At 75.2% G+C, this 16,676-nt stretch carries 13 protein-coding genes and 1 pseudogene; 6 read left to right on the top strand and 8 right to left on the bottom strand.

Features of this window, described 5'->3' with window-relative positions:
• Window positions 1–2: 2 nt before the first annotated feature.
• The 3 genes from ACFVUY_RS10690 (at window position 3) to ACFVUY_RS10700 (ending at window position 7,498) form a co-directional block, all read left to right on the top strand.
• Window positions 3–4,061 (top strand): tetratricopeptide repeat protein, encoded by a 4,059-nt coding sequence (locus ACFVUY_RS10690; RefSeq protein WP_387729020.1) that lies wholly within the window; start codon window positions 3–5, stop codon window positions 4,059–4,061.
• 281 nt (window positions 4,062–4,342) lie between these two features.
• Complete coding sequence (locus ACFVUY_RS10695) at window positions 4,343–5,179, top strand: amidohydrolase family protein (RefSeq protein WP_387729023.1); 837 nt, start codon at window positions 4,343–4,345, stop codon at window positions 5,177–5,179.
• 342 nt (window positions 5,180–5,521) lie between these two features.
• Window positions 5,522–7,498 carry a hypothetical protein gene (locus ACFVUY_RS10700; RefSeq protein ID WP_387729025.1) on the top strand — a complete coding sequence of 659 codons (1,977 nt, stop codon included), beginning with the start codon at window positions 5,522–5,524 and terminating at the stop codon, window positions 7,496–7,498.
• A 123-nt stretch (window positions 7,499–7,621) separates the two neighbouring features.
• Here ACFVUY_RS10700 and ACFVUY_RS10705 read toward each other — a convergent pair whose 3' ends face one another.
• Window positions 7,622–8,989 carry a cryptochrome/photolyase family protein gene (locus ACFVUY_RS10705; RefSeq protein WP_387729028.1) on the bottom strand — a complete coding sequence of 456 codons (1,368 nt, stop codon included), beginning with the start codon at window positions 8,987–8,989 and terminating at the stop codon, window positions 7,622–7,624.
• Between the two features lie 131 nt (window positions 8,990–9,120).
• Here ACFVUY_RS10705 and ACFVUY_RS10710 point away from each other — a divergent pair, with 131 nt between their 5' ends.
• Window positions 9,121–10,104 carry an aldo/keto reductase gene (locus tag ACFVUY_RS10710; protein ID WP_387729030.1) on the top strand — a complete coding sequence of 328 codons (984 nt, stop codon included), beginning with the start codon at window positions 9,121–9,123 and terminating at the stop codon, window positions 10,102–10,104.
• Between the two features lie 30 nt (window positions 10,105–10,134).
• Here ACFVUY_RS10710 and ACFVUY_RS10715 read toward each other — a convergent pair whose 3' ends face one another.
• From ACFVUY_RS10715 to ACFVUY_RS10725, 3 genes are all read right to left on the bottom strand, one after another.
• A complete protein-coding gene (locus ACFVUY_RS10715) occupies window positions 10,135–10,446 on the bottom strand; it encodes a hypothetical protein (RefSeq protein WP_387729033.1) in 312 nt (103 codons plus the stop codon).
• A gap of 169 nt (window positions 10,447–10,615) precedes the next feature.
• Window positions 10,616–11,017, bottom strand: a complete 402-nt coding sequence (locus tag ACFVUY_RS10720; RefSeq protein ID WP_387729035.1) for an SsgA family sporulation/cell division regulator — start codon at window positions 11,015–11,017, stop codon at window positions 10,616–10,618.
• Window positions 11,018–11,316: 299 nt separating this feature from the next.
• Entirely contained in the window at window positions 11,317–11,568 is a 252-nt protein-coding gene (locus tag ACFVUY_RS10725) for a hypothetical protein (RefSeq protein WP_387729037.1), read from the bottom strand.
• A 494-nt stretch (window positions 11,569–12,062) separates the two neighbouring features.
• On the opposite strand from ACFVUY_RS10725, the pseudogene ACFVUY_RS10730 reads away from it, so the two are divergent.
• Window positions 12,063–12,176 (top strand): annotated as a pseudogene (locus ACFVUY_RS10730) (MBL fold metallo-hydrolase); the annotation flags it as partial.
• 282 nt (window positions 12,177–12,458) lie between these two features.
• Here the strand turns inward: ACFVUY_RS10730 and ACFVUY_RS10735 are convergent.
• The 4 genes from ACFVUY_RS10735 to sigK form a co-directional block, all read right to left on the bottom strand.
• Window positions 12,459–13,094 carry a DedA family protein gene (locus ACFVUY_RS10735; protein WP_387729039.1) on the bottom strand — a complete coding sequence of 212 codons (636 nt, stop codon included), beginning with the start codon at window positions 13,092–13,094 and terminating at the stop codon, window positions 12,459–12,461.
• A gap of 101 nt (window positions 13,095–13,195) precedes the next feature.
• Entirely contained in the window at window positions 13,196–14,080 is an 885-nt protein-coding gene (locus ACFVUY_RS10740) for a hypothetical protein (protein ID WP_387729041.1), read from the bottom strand.
• A gap of 87 nt (window positions 14,081–14,167) precedes the next feature.
• On the bottom strand, window positions 14,168–15,181 hold the full coding sequence (locus ACFVUY_RS10745) for a MerR family transcriptional regulator (RefSeq protein WP_387729380.1): 1,014 nt from the start codon (window positions 15,179–15,181) through the stop codon (window positions 14,168–14,170).
• Between the two features lie 112 nt (window positions 15,182–15,293).
• A complete protein-coding gene (gene sigK / locus ACFVUY_RS10750) occupies window positions 15,294–15,908 on the bottom strand; it encodes an ECF RNA polymerase sigma factor SigK (RefSeq protein WP_387729044.1) in 615 nt (204 codons plus the stop codon).
• A gap of 283 nt (window positions 15,909–16,191) precedes the next feature.
• Between sigK and ACFVUY_RS10755 the strand changes: the two genes are divergently transcribed.
• Window positions 16,192–16,539 carry a hypothetical protein gene (locus ACFVUY_RS10755; protein ID WP_387729046.1) on the top strand — a complete coding sequence of 116 codons (348 nt, stop codon included), beginning with the start codon at window positions 16,192–16,194 and terminating at the stop codon, window positions 16,537–16,539.
• The last annotated feature ends 137 nt before the right edge of the window (window positions 16,540–16,676 follow it).

Genomic DNA, 16,676 nt, shown 5'->3' on the forward strand with positions numbered 1-16,676 from the left:
CCGTGAAGAAGGTCAGGGAGTGGTGGCGCGGCCGCTCGGCCGCGCCGGGGGAACCGGCGCTGCCGGAGCCCGGCGATCCGCGCCCGGGGACGGCGACACAGGTCACGGAATCCGGCGATGCGCGGGCCGAGGCCGGCGGGTTCGCCGTGACGGGTTTCCACGGGTCCGGCGGGGACGAGGTCCGCGCGTCGCTGCTCTCGCGCACCGGCAACGCGTTCGCGAACGGCGCCAACTCCGTTGCCGTCACCGGAGTCGCGTACATCACGCAGGAGCGGCGCGAGCCCGTGCCGCTGCCGCACCGGATCGATGTGCCGCCCTCCACGGCCGGCTGCTTCCAGGACCGCGGGAGGGACGACGCCGGACTCCGTGAGGCCCTCGCCAATCCGGGGACCGTCGTCCTGGTGGGGACCGGAGGGGCGGGCAAGACCCAGGTCGCGGCCGACCACGCGAACCGCCAGTGGCGGGACGGCCGGGTGGACCTGCAGGTCTGGGTGAACGCCTCGACCCGTCAGGGGGTCGTCGACGCCTACGCCTGGGCGGCGGCCGACCTGCTCGGCGCCGACCCGGGCAACAGCGAGCGGGCGGCGCAGGAGTTCCTGGCCTGGCTGCACCCCAGGCCGGACCGGTCGTGCCGGTGGCTGGTCGTGCTGGACGATCTCGCCGACCCCGAGGACCTCGTGGGTCTGTGGCCGCCGGCCGGCCCCGAATCCCAGACGCTGGTGACGACCCGGCGCCGCGACGCCGAGCTCGTCCGACGCGGGCGTCTCGTGCCCGTCGGCATGTTCACCGTCGAACAGGCCGCCGACTATCTCCACGCCACCCTGGCGCCCGCCGACCGCGGCGATGCGGCCGAGGACCTGCGGGGCCTGGCCTCCGACCTCGGTCACCTCCCGCTGGCCCTGTCCCAGGCCTCCGCCTACCTGGTCGAGGCCGCCGACATCGGCATCGCCGAGTACCGCACCCGGCTTGCCGACCGTGCCCGCACCCTGGCCGACCTCTTCCCCGAATCCGCGCGGGCGGACGACTACCGCATCTCGGTCGCCGCCGCCTGGTCGCTGTCCGTCGAACGCGCCGACCAGCTGCACCCTCGGGGGCTGGCGCGGCCCATGCTCCAACTCGCCGCCGTGCTCGCCCCCAGCGGGATTCCGAGCGGTGTGTTCACCGGCCCGCCCGCCCTGGCCCACCTGGGGCTCCGTGCGGACGACGGCGTAGAACCCGAACCCACGCACGACGGCGCAGAACCCGCGTACGACGGCGCCGGACCCGCGTATGACGGCGCCGGACCCGCCGATGCGACCGCAGAACCCGCCGAGGTGACCGCCGAGCAGGCCGTCGACGCCCTGCGCACCCTGCACCGCCTGAGCCTGATCGACTTCACGCCCAGGACGCCCCACCACGCGGTCCGCGTCCACCGGCTCGTCCAGCGCGCCACCCGCGAGTCGCTCACCCCCGGCCGGCGCGACGAACTCGCCCGGACCGCGGCCGACGCGCTGCTCGCCTCCTGGCCCGGCACCGACCACGACACCGTCCTCGTGAACACGCTGCGCACCAACGCCGCCGTGCTGATCGGCCACGCCGGCGAGGCCCTGTACCGACCCGACTCCGCCCACACGCTGATCCACCAGCACGGCCGCAGCCTGGAGCAGAGCGGCCGGGCGGCGGCCGCCCGGGACCACTACCGGCAGGTGGCCGAGGACTCCGCGCGCCACCTGGGCGCGGACCACCGCGACACGCTGACCGCCCGCAGCAACCTCGCCACCTGCGAGGGTGGTTGCGGCAACACCGCAGGCGCGGTCGCCGGCCACACCGACCTGCTCGTGGACATGCTGCGGGTCCACGGCCCCGACCACCGCCACACCCTGACCACCCGCAACAACCTCGCCCTGTGGCGGAGCCGGACCGGCGACCCCTCGGTCGCGGTCGCCGCCTACGAGGAGCTCCTCCGCGATCTGACCCGCGTGTTCGGTCCCGACCACGAGCAGGTCATGACCGTGCGCAACAACCTCGCCTACAGCCGCGGCGAGGCCGGCGACCCCACAGGCGCGGCCGCCGCGTACCAGGAACTCCTCCAGGACCTGCTGCACCTCCTGGGCCCGGACCACCCCACCGTCCTCACGGTCCGCCATAACCTGGCCCTCTGGCGCGGCCAGTCGGGTGACGAGGCCGGAGCGCTGGCCGCGTACGAGGACCTGCTCCCCGACCTGGTGCGGCTGTTGGGCCCCGACCACCCCAACACCCTGACCACGCGTGGCAACCTCGCCCGGTGTCGCGGCTCGCTCGGCGACGCCGCGCTGGCGGCGGCCGAGTTCGACGAGCTGCTCGCGGACCGGGTCCGGATCCTCGGCCCGGACCACCCCCACACCCTGGTCGCCCGGAACGGCCTGGCCGCCTGGCGCGGGGACGCGGGGGACACCTCCGGGGCGACCGCCGAGCTGGAGGCCCTCCTTCCCGACATGCTGCGGGTGCTCGGGCCGGACGATCCCCACACGCTCGACGTCCGCGGCGAGCTCGCCCGCCGGCGGGGCGACGCCGGTGACCCCGCAGCGGCGGTCAGCGGGTTCGAGGAACTGCTCCCGGACCAGGTGAGGGTCCTCGGCGCGGACCATCCCGACACGCTGATCACCCGGAACAACCTGGCCACGTGGCGCGGGAAGGCGGGGGAGCGGGCCGAGGCGATCGCCGCCTTCGAGGCGCTCCTCCGCGACATGCTGCGGGTCCTGGGAGCGGACCACCCCCAAACCCTCGTCGCGCGCAACAACCTCGCCGCGACGCGGCACGACGCGGGGGACGCCGCGGGTGCGGCCGCCGAGTTCGAGGAGATCCTCGCGGACCTGGTCCGGGTCAGCGGCCCCGACCACCCCGACACCCTCGCCGTCCGCAACCGGCTCGCCTGGTCGATCGGCGCCACCGGCGACGCCGCCGGGGCGGTCGCCGCCTTCGAGCGGATGGTCGACGTCCAGCTCCGGGCGCACGGTCCCGACCACCCGCACACCCTCGCCGCCCGGCACAACCTCGCCTCCTGGCGCGGGCAGGCGGGCGACGCCGCGGGCGCGGCCGCCGCCTTCGAGGAACTCCTCGCGGACCGGGCCCGGATCAGCGGCGCCGACCACCCCGGCACCCTCGCCGCCCTCCGCCACCTCGGCGCGTCCCTGGGCGCGGTCGGGGACCCCGAGGGGGCGACCGCGCGCTTCGAGGAGCTCCGCGTCAGGCTGCGGGACACCAGCGGCCCCGACCACCCGGACACCCTGACCGCCCGCAGCGACCTCGCCCACTGGCGCGGGAAGTCCGGGGACGCCGCCGGGGCGGCCGCCGCCCTGGAGGGCGTGCTGGCCGACCGGCTGCGGGTGCTGGGCCCCGACCACCCGGACACCCTCCACTCCCGTACCAACCTCGCCTACTGGCGGGTGGAGGCGGACGACCTCCGGGGTGCGGCCGCCGCCTTCGGGGAACTCCTCGACGCGAAGTCCCGCGTGCTCGGCCCGACCCATCGCGACACCCTGACCACTCAGGGCCACCTGGCCTCGTGCCTCGGGATCGCCGGTGACACGGCGGGCTCCGCCGCGGTCCACGAGGACCTCCACGCCAAGCTGCGGCAGCTCGACGGGCCCGACCACCCCGACACCCTCAAGGCCTGCGAGGACCTCGCCGAAGCGCGCGGGGAGGCGGGGGACGCGGCCGGGGCCGCCGAGGCGTACGGGGAGCTCCACGCGGGCCGTGTCCGGGCACTGGGGCCGGACCACCCCGACACCAGGAGCGCCCTGGCCTCCGTCGCCGTCTGGCGGCGTGGGGCCGGGGACCCGGCCGGGGCGGCCGCCGTGCTCGGAGAAGTGCTCGCCACCGAGTCGCGGGTGCTCGGTCCGGAGCATCCGCAGACCATGACGGTCCGCCACAACCTCGCGTACTGCCGGGGCGAGGCGGGGGATCCCGCGGGTGCCGCCGCAGCCCTGGAGGCCGTGCTCGCCGACCAGGCGCGGGTGCTGGGCGCGGAGCACCCCCACACCCTGGCCACCCGTGGCAGCCTCGCCCGGTGGCGGGGGAGGGCGGGCGGCGCCGCGGGGTAGCGGCGGCGCGGCTGTTGATCCCGGTGTCGACCTGGGCCTGCATCGCCGCCGCCGGGCCCCGCCGGGTCCGCATCGGGGCCGCACCGGGTCCGCACCCGGTCCTCACCGGGTCCTCACCGGGACATGATCAGGACTCATGATCCTTGTCCCGAAGTGTCGTTGCCGTCCCCGCGTCGTTGTTCCCTACGGTGAGGCTGCGAGGACGTCCGGCGCGGACACCGGCACCGTGGCGCCGCACCTCGCCCCCGGGCCCGGGCCGGGTTCGCGAAAGGCACGTACCCATGCCGATGGACATCGTCGACGCTCAGATCCACCTCCACCTCACCATGAGCGCCGAGGAGACCCTCGCCGCCATGAACGCCCTGGGCATCCAGGGGGCGGTGATCGACGAGTTCTGGGGCTTCGAGGCCCGTACCGGCCACGGCGAGCCGGGCATCGCGCTGCCGGGGGCCCGCGCGTTCCGCGCCGTCGCGCCCGGGGCCGAGATGGCGTCGATCCGGTACCCCGAGCGCTTCTGCCACCTGCTGCGCATCCACCACCGGGACCCCGAACTCGCCTCCGGCATCAGGGCTGTGGCCGATGCGCCGCACGCCCGGGCGGTGCGGATCGTGGCACGCGAGGACGAGGACGTCAGGGAACTCGCCCGGGGCGACTACGGGCCGGTGTTCGACGCCTCCGCCGACCACGGCCTGCCCGTCTTCGCGATGACGGCGCGCAACGGGCACCTGCTGCGCCCCTACGCGAAAGCCCATCCCGACACCCCGATCGTCCTCGACCACGTCGGAATGCCGGTGAACGACGAGGAGTTCGAGGACGTCCTGCGGCTGTCCGACCAGTCGAACATCATGATCAAGTGGGGGCACGGCCCGGAGCTGTTCCACGCCGGCGACTACCCGTTCACGCCCGCGCTCGACAAACTACTGCGCGTGCTGGACGCCTTCGGCCGCGAGCGCGTCATGTGGGCCAGCGACCACACCATGATCAGCGGCGACCACTGCTGGGCCGACGAGCTCTTCGCCCTGCGGGAGACCGACCGGCTCGGCGCCGAGGACAAGGAGTGGCTCCTCGCCGGGACGGTGCGTGCCGTCCTGGGCTGGCCGCGCCCGGCGAAGCCGTGAGCCGGAGGCCGTGAGCGGGAGGCCGTGAGCGGGGCGGCCGTTCGGCGGAGGTGACGGCCGGTCGGTACGGCCGGAACCCTTCATGAACCCTTCCGGATCCGCTCCGTCGGCCCGTCTCGGCTCCGGTCGCCGAGTGCCGTGTGAACCAGGGGGGAAGGCCCCGCTCCAGGGCGGTGAAGTCTCGGTGATCGCGACCCGGGAATCGCCCGAACCAGTCAACAACGCTGTCGGTCAGTGCTATGTTACCCGGCGGTTCGAGAGTCGGTGCGACGGCTCCGGACTGTGCGTCCCGCCACAAGTCACCACTGCCTCAGCACCGTTGACCCCGAAGGGACCCTCCACGTGACCGTGCGCAAGCTGACGCTGTCAGCCGCGGCGACAACCACCGTGCTCCTCCTCTGCGGCGCCGTCCTGACCGGAGCGGCGGCCTCACCGGCCGCCGCGAACACCACCGCAACCACCGCAACCACCGCGACCACGGCGGCGGCTTCGTCCGACCCGTCCGCCGCTCCGAGCGCGTCGGCGACGCTGGCGCCCCCGACGTCCGGCACCGCCGCGGCCACGGTGGCGGCCCCGGCGCAGGGCAGCGCGCCGGCGGCCGCCACCACCGCCCCCGTCCTCGCGCTCTCCTCCTACGACCCGGCCACCGGCGCAGCCGTGCTCGCACCGGCCACCACCGGTCCGCAGGCACCGTCCGCCCTGGCCGCGAGCCCGGACGCCGCCGCGGCAGCTGTCCGGCCCGGGCAGCTGATCGACAGCCCGCCCACCCCGGCGGCCCCGCACGGCGCGCTGGTCGCCGTCACCGATGCGCAGTCGACCGCGGACGGGAAGGTGGTCGTCTCCACCCGCCCGGCCACCCTCCCCGAACTGCTCGGCGGCACCAGCGCCAGCCTGCGCAGCGCCGTCAGCCCGAGCACCTTCGACGTCCAGCCCCAGATCGGTGGCGTCCAGGTCGTCACCGACTTCGGAGCGACCTCCGGTCAGGGCTCGGTGTCCGGCAGCCTGGGACTGACCGCGAACGCCACCGTCCCGCTGCCCGACGGCAGTTCGGCGAAGCTGTCCGGCTCGGTCTCGCTCCGTCCGGCCATCGACTTCTCCTACCAGGGCGGCCTCGGCGTCATCGACCCCCAGCAGGCCCGGGTCGGCTTCACCCTGGGCGCGCACGCGGACTGGCACGTCAGCGCGAACCTCACCGCGAGCACCGGGCCGATCCGGATACCCCTGGCCAAGTACAGCGCCAGCCCCGTGGTGATGGTCGGCCCGCTGCCCGTCGTGATCAACCTGGCCTTCACCCTCTCGGCCGACATCAGCGCCGACGGCACCGTCAGCCTCGACGCCGAGCAGGCCTACGACGGCCAGTGGGGCGTCCACTCGGACTACGTCAAGGGCCCGGGCTGGACCACCACCACCGACCCCGGGAACTCCACCGTCTCCCCGCTGCGCCTCGACCTCAGGGGCACCGCCTCGGCGAAGGCCGGCCTGCTCGCCGAGGGCTCGATCGCCCTGTACGACACGGTCGGCGTGAAGGCGTCCATCGAGCCGTACCTGCGGGCCGTGGTCAACGGCTCGGTCGTCCTCGACGGCGCGAGCACCACGCCGGACGTCAACGGTTCGGCGGCCCTCTACGGCGGACTCGACATCAACGGGGCGCTGATGGCCCGGCTCGTCATCCTCGGCACCCCGATCCTGGAGTCGGACCTGCCCTTCCTGGCCTTCCACCGCGAATGGCCGATCGCCTCGGTCAGCGTCGGGCAGCCCCCGGTACGGCTGGTGGACTGGACCTCGCTCAACGCCAGCCTGTTCGACGACAACCACTCCGCCTACCTGGCGACCCGGCCGGACTGGGACCCGTACGCCCTCAAGGCCGCCTGCCCGGACGGCAGCCGGCTGATCGGGCTGAGCTACGGCGGCGACAACGGCCTCTGCACGGACGTCACGAAGGCCGGCCTGTGGGACGCCGGCCGCGCGTTCGTCGTCGACCACGGCGGCACTTACGTGACGACCGAATGGGCGTCGGGCTACGCCAAGGCCCAGTGCCCGGCCGGCTCGGTCATGACCGGGTACAGCCGCAACGGCCGGACGATGGGCGCGCTCTGCGCCAAGTCCGCCGCCCCGCTGGGTGCTTCGACCCGCACGCTCTGGTTCGAGAAGGGCGACAACCGTCCGGCCGCGGCCGGTGGCGGTGACTTCTCGTACGGCTTCGCCAAGGGCCAGTGCGCGGACGACGAGGTCGTCGCGGGCATGGCCTACAGCACGCCCTGGTGGCAGCTGTGGGCGGCGCGGCCGTCCGCGCTGCTCTGCCAGAAGCTCGCCCTCTGACAGTCGTAGGGGCAGCCATCGCCGAACCCGGCCGACCACGGCTGATCGCAGCTGATCGCGGCTGATCACCGAGCAGGCCGCGCGGCCGGGCGCCACCCTCCACCGGGTGGCGCCCGGCCGTGCTCAGTCCAGGCCCCGGGCCTCGCGGAAGCGGGCGGTGAGGGCGTCCGGGGCGATGAGCGGCGCCGGGTAGTCGGGGGCGGGGTCGAGCAGCCAGGGGCGGTGGACGGCGGGCCCCGGCAGGTGGGCGAGTTCGGGCACCCAGCGCCGCACGTACGCCCCGTCCGGGTCGTACCGGTCGGCCTGGCGCAGCGGGTTGAGCACCCGGTTGGGGCGGGTGTCGGTGCCGGTGCCCGCGACCCACTGCCAGTTGAGCTGGTTGTCGGCCACGTCGCCGTCGACCAGCAGCGACAGGAAGTGGGCGGCGCCGATCCGCCAGTCCAGGTACAGGCACTTGGCGAGGAAGGCCGCCGTCAGCAGGCGGGCCCGGTTGTGCATCCAGCCCTCTTCGGCGAGCTGGCGCATTCCGGCGTCGACGATCGGGTAGCCGGTGCGGCCCTGCCGCCAGGCCTCGGCCTCGCGCTCGTCCCGGTGCCAGCGGTCGTCCCTGGTGCGGTAGTCGCGGTGCGCGGCGTCGGGGCGGGCGGCGAGGACCTGGTGGTGGAAGTCGCGCCAGGCGAGCTGCCGGACGAAGGCCTGCGCCCCCTCGCCGTCGTGCCGCAGGGCGCGTTCGACGAGTTCGGTCGGGGACAGGCAGCCGAAGTGCAGGTACGGGGAGAGCCGGGAGGTGGCGTCGGCGGCGAGGTCGTCGTGCACCCGGGCGTAGGCGTCGACGTCCCAGCGCCGCCACCGCTCCCTGGCCGCGCTCTCGCCCCCGGGCGGCAGGGCGGGCGAGAGCGGCCCGGTGAGCAGCAGGTTCTCGCTGCCGATGCCGCCCGGGGTGTCGAGCGCCCGGGGCGCGCCGAGCACCGTGCGGCGGGGCGCCTGCTGCCAGGCGCGGTGGTACGGGGTGAAGACCGCGTAGTGGTCCCGGCCGGCCGGGGTGATCCGTCCCGCGGGGACGACCGTCACCGAGGCGTCGTGGACGTGCAGAAGCCCGCCGAACACCTCGCGCAGCCGGGCCTCCCGCCGGTGCGCGAAGGCGCTGACGCCCGCGGCGATGTGCACGGTGACGGGAGCGGGACCGCCACCGGCAGCACCCTCGGCCGCGTCTTCGGCCTCGACCTCGGCGGCGACCCGGGCCGTCTGCTCGGCGGGTTCGCCGCGGCGCACGATCAGCCGGGAGCCGATCCGGCGCAGCGAGGCGTCCAGGTCGGCGAGGCAGTCGGCCAGGAACGCCTGCCGGTTGGGCGCGGCGAATCCGGCGTCCTCGACGGCCGGGTCCAGGACGAACAGCGGGACGACCCGGTCGGCCGCGGACCGGGCGGCGTGCAGCACGGGGTTGTCGTGCAGCCGCAGGTCCTGGGTGAACAGGGCGATCGATACGGTCACGGGCGGGGCCTCACAGGTGGTGCCGTCGGGTGTTCTGATTGCTTCTACCGCTTCAGCTGCCTCTCCCCGGATGTTCGGAGCCGCCCGCGGCGCGGATTGGTCCCAACGGCCCCGCGTGAGAGGCTCGCTCCATGGAACAGCGCGTACTCGGCCGCACCGGCCGCCCCGTCTCGATCGTCGGACTCGGTACCTGGCAGCTCGGCGCGGACTGGGGGGACGTCCGGGAGGAGGACGCCCTGGCCGTGCTGGACGCCTCGGTGGAGGCCGGCGTCACCCTCTTCGACACCGCCGACGTCTACGGCGACGGCCGCAGCGAGCGGCTGATCGGCCGTTTCCTGAAGGAGCGCCCGGACGCCGAGGTGTTCGTCGCCACCAAGTTCGGCCGCCGGGTCGAGCAGCGGCCCGAGCACTACAACCTCGCCAACTTCCGTGCCTGGGCCGACCGTTCACGGGACAACCTGGGGGTGGAGCGGCTCGACCTGGTGCAGCTGCACTGCCCGCCGACGCCGGTCTACTCCTCGGACGAGGTCTTCGACGCCCTGGACACCCTGGTGGAGGAGGGCCGGATCGCCGCCTACGGGGTGAGCGTGGAGACCTGCGCCGAGGCGCTGACGGCCATCGCCCGCCCGAACGTCGCGAGCGTCCAGATCATCCTGAACGCGTTCCGGCTCAAGCCGCTGGAGCAGGTGCTGCCCGCCGCCGAGGCGGCCGGCGTGGGAATCCTCGCCCGGGTGCCGCTGGCCTCGGGCCTGCTGTCGGGCCGGTACGACGAACACACCGTCTTCGGCCCGGACGACCACCGCACCTACAACCGCCACGGCGAGTCCTTCGACCAGGGGGAGACCTTCTCCGGGGTGGACTTCGCGACGGGCGTCGAGGCGGCGGTGGAGTTCGCCGCGCTCGCACCCGAGGGCGCGAGCGCGGCGCAGACGGCGCTGCGGTGGGTCACCCAGCAGCCGGGCGTGACGACGGTGATCCCCGGCGCCCGCAACGTGGCGCAGGCCCGGGCCAACGCGGCCGCCGCCGGGCTGTCGCCGCTGCCGTCGGCCACTCTGGCCGCCGTGCGCGAGCTGTACGACCGGCGGATCCGGGCGCAGGTCCACGCCCGCTGGTGACGGCGGGCGGCCGGTAGCGGTCCCTGGCCCTCACGAAGACCGTCGGGGCGGGGCCGCGCGGTGGGCCCGCCGATGCGAGGGCCGGCCGGCCTCGCGGCCCGCGGGCTTCCGGTGGCCGGCGTGCGTGTCGTCCGGCCCGGGAGCGTGCCGAGCGTGCCGGGAGTCCGCACGGGCTGCGGGGGACGCGGGGGCGTCGCGGGCCGGCTTCGGCCGTCGGCGGTTCAGGTGGTGGCTGCCCCAGGCGAACGCGCCGATGAGCAGCACGGCGAGGGCCAGGGCGGGCACGGCGACGGCGTACAGGGCGGGGCCGTCGGGTGTGGCCGGGAACGGTGGGGTGGTCACGGTCTTCTCCTCTCCTCGCGTTCCGGCGGCGGGCCCGGACCCGAGGGGGAGGTGACCGGCGGGCCGGGGCCGTCGCGTGACGCCCTCCTACCCCGCGCGCCGGGAGGCATGCCCTTGGCCCGGCCCGGTGGCGGCCCCGGTCCCGGTGGCGGGGCGGGGCGGGGCGGAGTCAGGAGAGCAGGCGGGCGAGGGCGGCGTCGAGGTCCAGGTGCTCGGCCTCGGCGCCGGCCGGCACCAGGCGGAAGGAGTCCAGGAGGAACGCCGCCACGACGGCCGCCGGAACACTGATGACGGCCCGCGCGGCCGGAGAACGCAGGGTGATCAGCACGCGGTCCTCCGGCCCGGGCGCGACGGTCACGTCCCCGTGGCCGGCCGGGCCGTGCCGGCCCCGGTCCAGCAACTCGCGCGCGAAGGTCCACCGCGCCGCGTCGTCGTCGCCGAGCGGCGGGAACGCCAGGCACACCGCGTACGGCGACGCCGTGTCGAACCGCAGCTGCGCCTCCACGGCCACGTCGGGGAACGGGCCCTCGGGCAGGGTGACGGCGGTGGACCAGGAGGTGGCGACAGTCATGCGACGAACTCCCATTCTGGCGGTGGCACCCGGTTTTCCCCGACCGCGGCGGCCGGTGGTGGCAGCGCTCGGTTACCCGCGCGCCCGGGGTGCATTCCTCGTCTCTCAACGCAACCGCGTTGCCCGGCGTGATCCCCCACCCGGGTGGTTTCCCGGTCGGGGGAGCGGGTGGTCGCCCACCGCCCCGGGCCCGCACAGTGAAGCCCCGCCCCGGCGCACGGTCGCGGGGCGGGGCTGGGCTGGCGGGTGGGGTGGGGCTCGCGGGTCGCCGGGTGATCACCGCGTGATCGTGCGGAGCCTCACGGCGCCACGGTGTCCGCCGCGGGCGGCTCCGGCTCCTCGTCCTCGCCCGGCTTCGCCTTCCGCCGCACGTCGGCCGGGGTGGGCGCACTGATGGATCGCTCCTCGGCCGAGCGCTCCCGGGCTCCGACCCGGCCCTCGGCCTTCGCCCGGACGTCCGCCGGGGTCGGGGCCGTGATCGCGCGTTCCTCGGCGGACCGTTCCTGCGTCGCCTCGTCCGGCTGCGTTCCGTGGTCGTCGGGTGTGGTCATGGGCTCGTTCCCCTTTCCGGGTCCTGGGCTTCGACGGATGGGACACCGGGCGGCTGCCCGGATGTCCGGGTCCGAACCGGATTCCGGGCCGGATTCCGGACCGCGAGTACGGGTCGGGTGGTCCGGCCCGACCGGGCCCGGCGCCGGTTCCGTCAGCCCTCGGTCGTCGGCCCTCCGACCGTAACCCCGGGCCGGAGGCCGCGCTGCCGGACGCGGCGGGCGTCGCTCCCGGTGCGCGTTTGCCACGCGGTGCGGTCACGGGCCCGCCTTCGGTTCGGGGCGCCGTACGCCCCTGTGCCGATGGCACGGAGCACGCCCCTGAGGAAGAATCCGATGACAGCGAACCGCCATCGACATGTCGATATGCGCCGGGGAGGGAACATGCCTCCTCGCGCGCGGCCCGAGCGGGCCCGGCAGGTCGCTCCGTCGGTCGAACGCCTTGGCGACGACATGGTCACTTCTCTCCGGTCGACCGGCCCGACGGCTTGGTGCTGGTGGACGCCGGACTCCCCGGTCATCCGGGGCAACTGCGGCAGCGGCCGGCCCGCTCGGGCCGGTCGCTGCGCGATGTCCGGGCGGTGCTGCTCACGCACGGCCACCTGGACCGCATCGGGCTGGTCACCGCTGTGCGGCAGGCCGGCGCCGACATCCGGATCCACGAGGCCGATGCGGCGATCGGTGGTCCGCTGCACATCGCCCGGATGGGCGGTTTCAGCGGCAAACCGGTGCGCGGCGTGCGTGCTCCTGCCTGGTCACGGGCCCGCCTTCGCCGACGGCCCGCAAGCCGCCGCCGCGCGGGCCCGTGCCGTCGGGCGGTACCGAGATCCGCGTCGGGCTCCGGAGACCACGGGGAGGGTCCGATGGTGGCGGATCCGATGGTGGGGGCAGGACTACTCGTCCCGGTCGCCGCGGTCCGGGGCGCGGTCGCCGCGCCGGTGCCGGCGCAGGTACCAGACGGCGAGGGCGATGACGACGCCCGCGGCGATCGCGAGGGCGAGGACCCGGCCGACGGTGCTCTCGACCCGGGTGTAGGCGGCTCCGGCGAAGTAGCCGAGCAGGGTGAACCCGACGCCCCAGAGGACGCCGCCGAGGGCGTTGAACAGGAGGAAGCGACGGTAGGGCATGCGGGACATGCCGGCCAGGGTGGGCACCATGGCGCGGAAGAAGGCGACGAAGCGGCCGAAGAAGACGGCGGCCGGCCCGCGGCGGCGGATCAGGTCCTGGGCCCGGTCGACCCGGGTCGCATGGCGCCGCATCGGGCGGGTGTCGAGGATCCTGGGGCCGATGTGGCGGCCGATCTCGTAGCCGGCGGTGTCGCCGAGGACGGCGGCGCAGACCACGAACAGGACGAGCCAGCCGAGCGAGAGCCGGCCCTGGTGGGCCAGGAACCCGCCGAGGACGGCCGCGGTCTCGCCGGGGACGACGAAGCTGAAGAAGAGGGCGTCCTCGACGAGCACGAGGCCCGCGACCACCGCGTACCCGACCGGACCGGACAGTCCGCTCAGCCAGGCGGTGATCGAGTGCATCAGCCACCCCGTTCCGGACCGGCGCCCCTCTCCGCCTCAATGTAACGCTCGCCGTGCCCGGCGACCCGGCGGTCCGGGAGGCGGCGGACCCCGGGCCAGGCTCAGGTCAGGACCATCGAGCGCAGCAGGTCGAGCTCATCGAAGCCGAACCCGGCGAGGACGGCGGCGAGTTCGCAGGCGCCGGGGGCGAGCAGATCGACGATGGCCAGGACGTCCCGGCCGCCGGCGCGGTCGAGTTCCTCCAGCGCACGGGGCAGGTTGCGGCGCCAGAGGACGGCCGGTGCGGGCGGGCCGACGGTGCCGCGGTCGCGGTGGAGGGTGCCCTCCGGGGAAACCCACAGGGGCGGGGCGTCGGCCGTGCGCGGGCCGAGGGCGGCGCGGTCGATGGTGGACGTGGCGGGGCGGTGCAGCAGGAGGCGGTGGTCCATCGGGCGGAACCCGTGGGCGAGGAACGCCCGGGTGGTGACCGGTCGGCGGTGGAGCGGCAGTCCGGGCAGGTGGGGCGGCCAGGGCGAAGGGTCGGTGAAGGCGGTGACGGCCGTCAGGCCGCCGCTCCGCGCCAGGACGGTCCGGACGAGGGCCTCGGCCGCGTCCGCGGCCTCGCGGCAGTGCAGCCAGGCCACCCCGCCGGTGAGTTGGCCGGCCGTCGTCCGGCGGTGCACGGCCATCGCGCCCTGGAGCCGGCCGTCCCCGTCGTGGAGGACGAGGACCGTCCGGTCGGGCCGGCGGTCCCAGGCGACGGGTGCCGTCGCCGGGAAGGGCACGGCGGGCCGGTCGGCCATGATCAGCCGGACCACCTGGGCCTGGTCCTCGTGGGTCGCGGGCCGGACCCGCAGCGTCCGTGCCGTTCTGGGGGACACCTTCATCGCGCTCCTGTCCACGTCCACGTCCATGCCGATGTCCACGTACCCGTCCATGTCCTCGTCCCGGCCGACCGCCGGCACCGTGGCTTCGGTGCCGAACGGGCCCCGGATGGGCGAGCGCACTTGGAGTCACCCGAACGGGTGACATCCGGAGGCGGGTGCCATTCGGCGGCCGGGGGATATTCGGCGGTTGGAGGACGGCCGCGCGGATCACCCGGTGACGGTCCGCTCCAGGAGGTCGAGGGCGCTCGCCAGGCTCTGCGGGCCCGCGGTGCCGCCCGGGGCGCCGGAGCGGCCCCAGCCGGGGCCGGTGGCCAGCACCAGGGCCCGGCCGCGGGAGCCGCGCGCGCCCCACGTGGAGTCGGCCACTCGCCGGACCAGCTCGTGGTCGGCGGTGGGCGGGAGCTGCGACCAGAGCATCACGGCGCCCGGGCCGATCCGGTGCACCGCGTCCAGCAGCGCCCTGGGCGGGACGGCCGCGCCCAGCATCCGGAAGGGCAGCGCACGCTCGCCCAGGCCCGCCGCGGCCGCCTCCAGTGCCAGGCTGTGCTGCTCGTCGGGCATCGCGGCCAGCAGGACGGGCGGCGCGGGCCGCGGCCTGGCGGGCCGTACGGCCGCGGCGCGCAGGACGGTGGACACGTGCCAGGACAGCAGGTGCTCGACCTCGACGTACTGCTCGCCGGAGGAGGCCCACTTGCGTCCGGTCGCGCGCAGCGCGGGCATCATCACCTCGGTCCAGGCGTCGACGACCCCGAGCGAATCCACCACCTCCCGCAGGATCCGGGCGACCTCCGGGGAGTCCAGGCGGACGGCGGCCCGGGCCAGGCCCCGGCACTCGGCGCGGACCGCCCCCATCCGCAGCGAGCGGCCGCCGGCCGGGCCGCGACCGGCCTCCGGCCCCGGCTGCGCGGCCTGCCCGGGCACCGGTGCGACGGCCTCGTTCGCGGCACCGGCACCGGCACCGGCCCCGGCCTCGGCCCCGGCCGCGTGGTGGGAGGCCAGCACCGCCCGGGCCGCTTCGGCCGGGCGCACGCCGCGGGCCGCCAGGCGGCACATCGCTTCGAGCAGCGCGATGTCCTCGGGGCTCCAGCGGCGGTGGTGGCCGGGGTCGCGCAGCGAGGGGCCGATGCCGTAGCGGCGCTCCCAGGAGCGGATCGTGGTGGGGGACACCCCGAGGAGCCGGGCCACGCCGCCGGTCGGCAGGCCCGCCTGGTCGGCACCCATCGTTCTCCTCTCGCGGATCTTCCGGATGACCCGGGCGTCCCGGGCGTCTCGGATGCCCTGGACGTCCCGGGCGTCCTTCGCCACTGCCATGATCCCCTGTCGGGCCCGGGCGTCAGGAGCCGTCGAAGGCCGTCCGCAGCCGCAGCAGCCCGTCCCGCATGCGGGTCTTCACCGTGCCCAGCGGCACCCCCAGGGCCCGGGCGATCTCACTCTGCGAGTACCCGCCGTAGTACGCCAGGACGAGCGACTCGCGCTGGACGCCGCTCAGCCGGGCGAGCGCGGACCGCACCCGGCGCGCGTCGAGGACCCGCTCGACCTGCTCGGCGACCGGTTCGGCGCCAGGCTCGCGGACCGGCTGCTCGCGCAGGGCCGCCCGCAGTTCGCGGTCGGCGGCGGCCTGAGCTGCCCGGACCCGGTCCACGGCGCGGCGGTGGGCGATGGTGAGCACCCAGGCCAGCACCGTGCCGCGGGCCGGCCGGTAGCCGGCGGCGGCGCGCCAGACCTCCAGCAGCACCTCCTGCGCGACCTCCTCGGCCTGCGAGGGGCTGCGCAGCGTCCGCAGCGCCGTCCCGTACACCGGTGCGGCCACGGCCCGGTACAGCCGTGCGTACGCCGCCTGGTCGCCCCGGGCCACCGCGGCGACCAGGCGTTCCAGCTCCGCGGCCGGAGCCGCGACGACGGGGACGACGGGGGAGAGGGACGCGGACGGGCAGGCGTGCGTGGTCACCTCGGCACTGTGCAGCGTTTCGGCTTCCCGGCACCACCCGCAGCCTTTGTGCAGCGTTTCCCCGCCACTCGCTGCCACCGCCCGCCGTCAGGCCCGGGTGACTGGAAGTCGTAGCTGGCGAATGGAAGTCATAGTTGGCGACGCCCGCTGACCGACTACGGGTGGTAACCAGCTATCCCGCTACTCCAGGATGCCAACCCACCTCGGGAGCGAGGGTTCCTGACGATCCGTCATGGAATGATCCAGGCGCGTCGGCAGCAGGCCGGCCAGTGAGGAGGCAGCCATGTCCGAGACCACGCCCAACTCGAAGGGCCCGGCCAAGGTGCAGATGTCACCCGAGCAGATGGCAAGCCTCGGGCTGACTGCAACTCCCGAGGCGACGGCACCCGCGCAGCCGACTCCTGTTCCGGCGTCCGAGGTCAAGCCCGAGGACGTCGGCACTTTGACGCTGGAGTACAAGGACGGACAGCCCGTGCTGACCGTTCGCGGCGGGCGGTTCCTCCCCAGCGGGATCCCCGTGCTGGATGCGTCCGGGAGGCAGGTCGCTCGCTACTGCGACCTGCAGATCCTTGACCACAATGTGGGCATCATGGACATCACGTACTCAGCTGCGTGGCAACTGGGCAGGTGATGCCCGCGCGCTGACGGTTCTCGCCACTCTTGCGGGTGGTCGTCACCCGCAAGAGTGGTCTCGTTCGGGACGCCACCCACCTGGTCCGCGACCTCCAAGGCGGTCCGGCGCATTCCGGCGCCAACGAATCCTGACCC

The sequence above is a fragment of the Kitasatospora sp. NPDC058063 genome, assembly GCF_042885395.1.
In the GTDB taxonomy this organism is placed as follows: domain Bacteria; phylum Actinomycetota; class Actinomycetes; order Streptomycetales; family Streptomycetaceae; genus Kitasatospora; species Kitasatospora lactacystinica.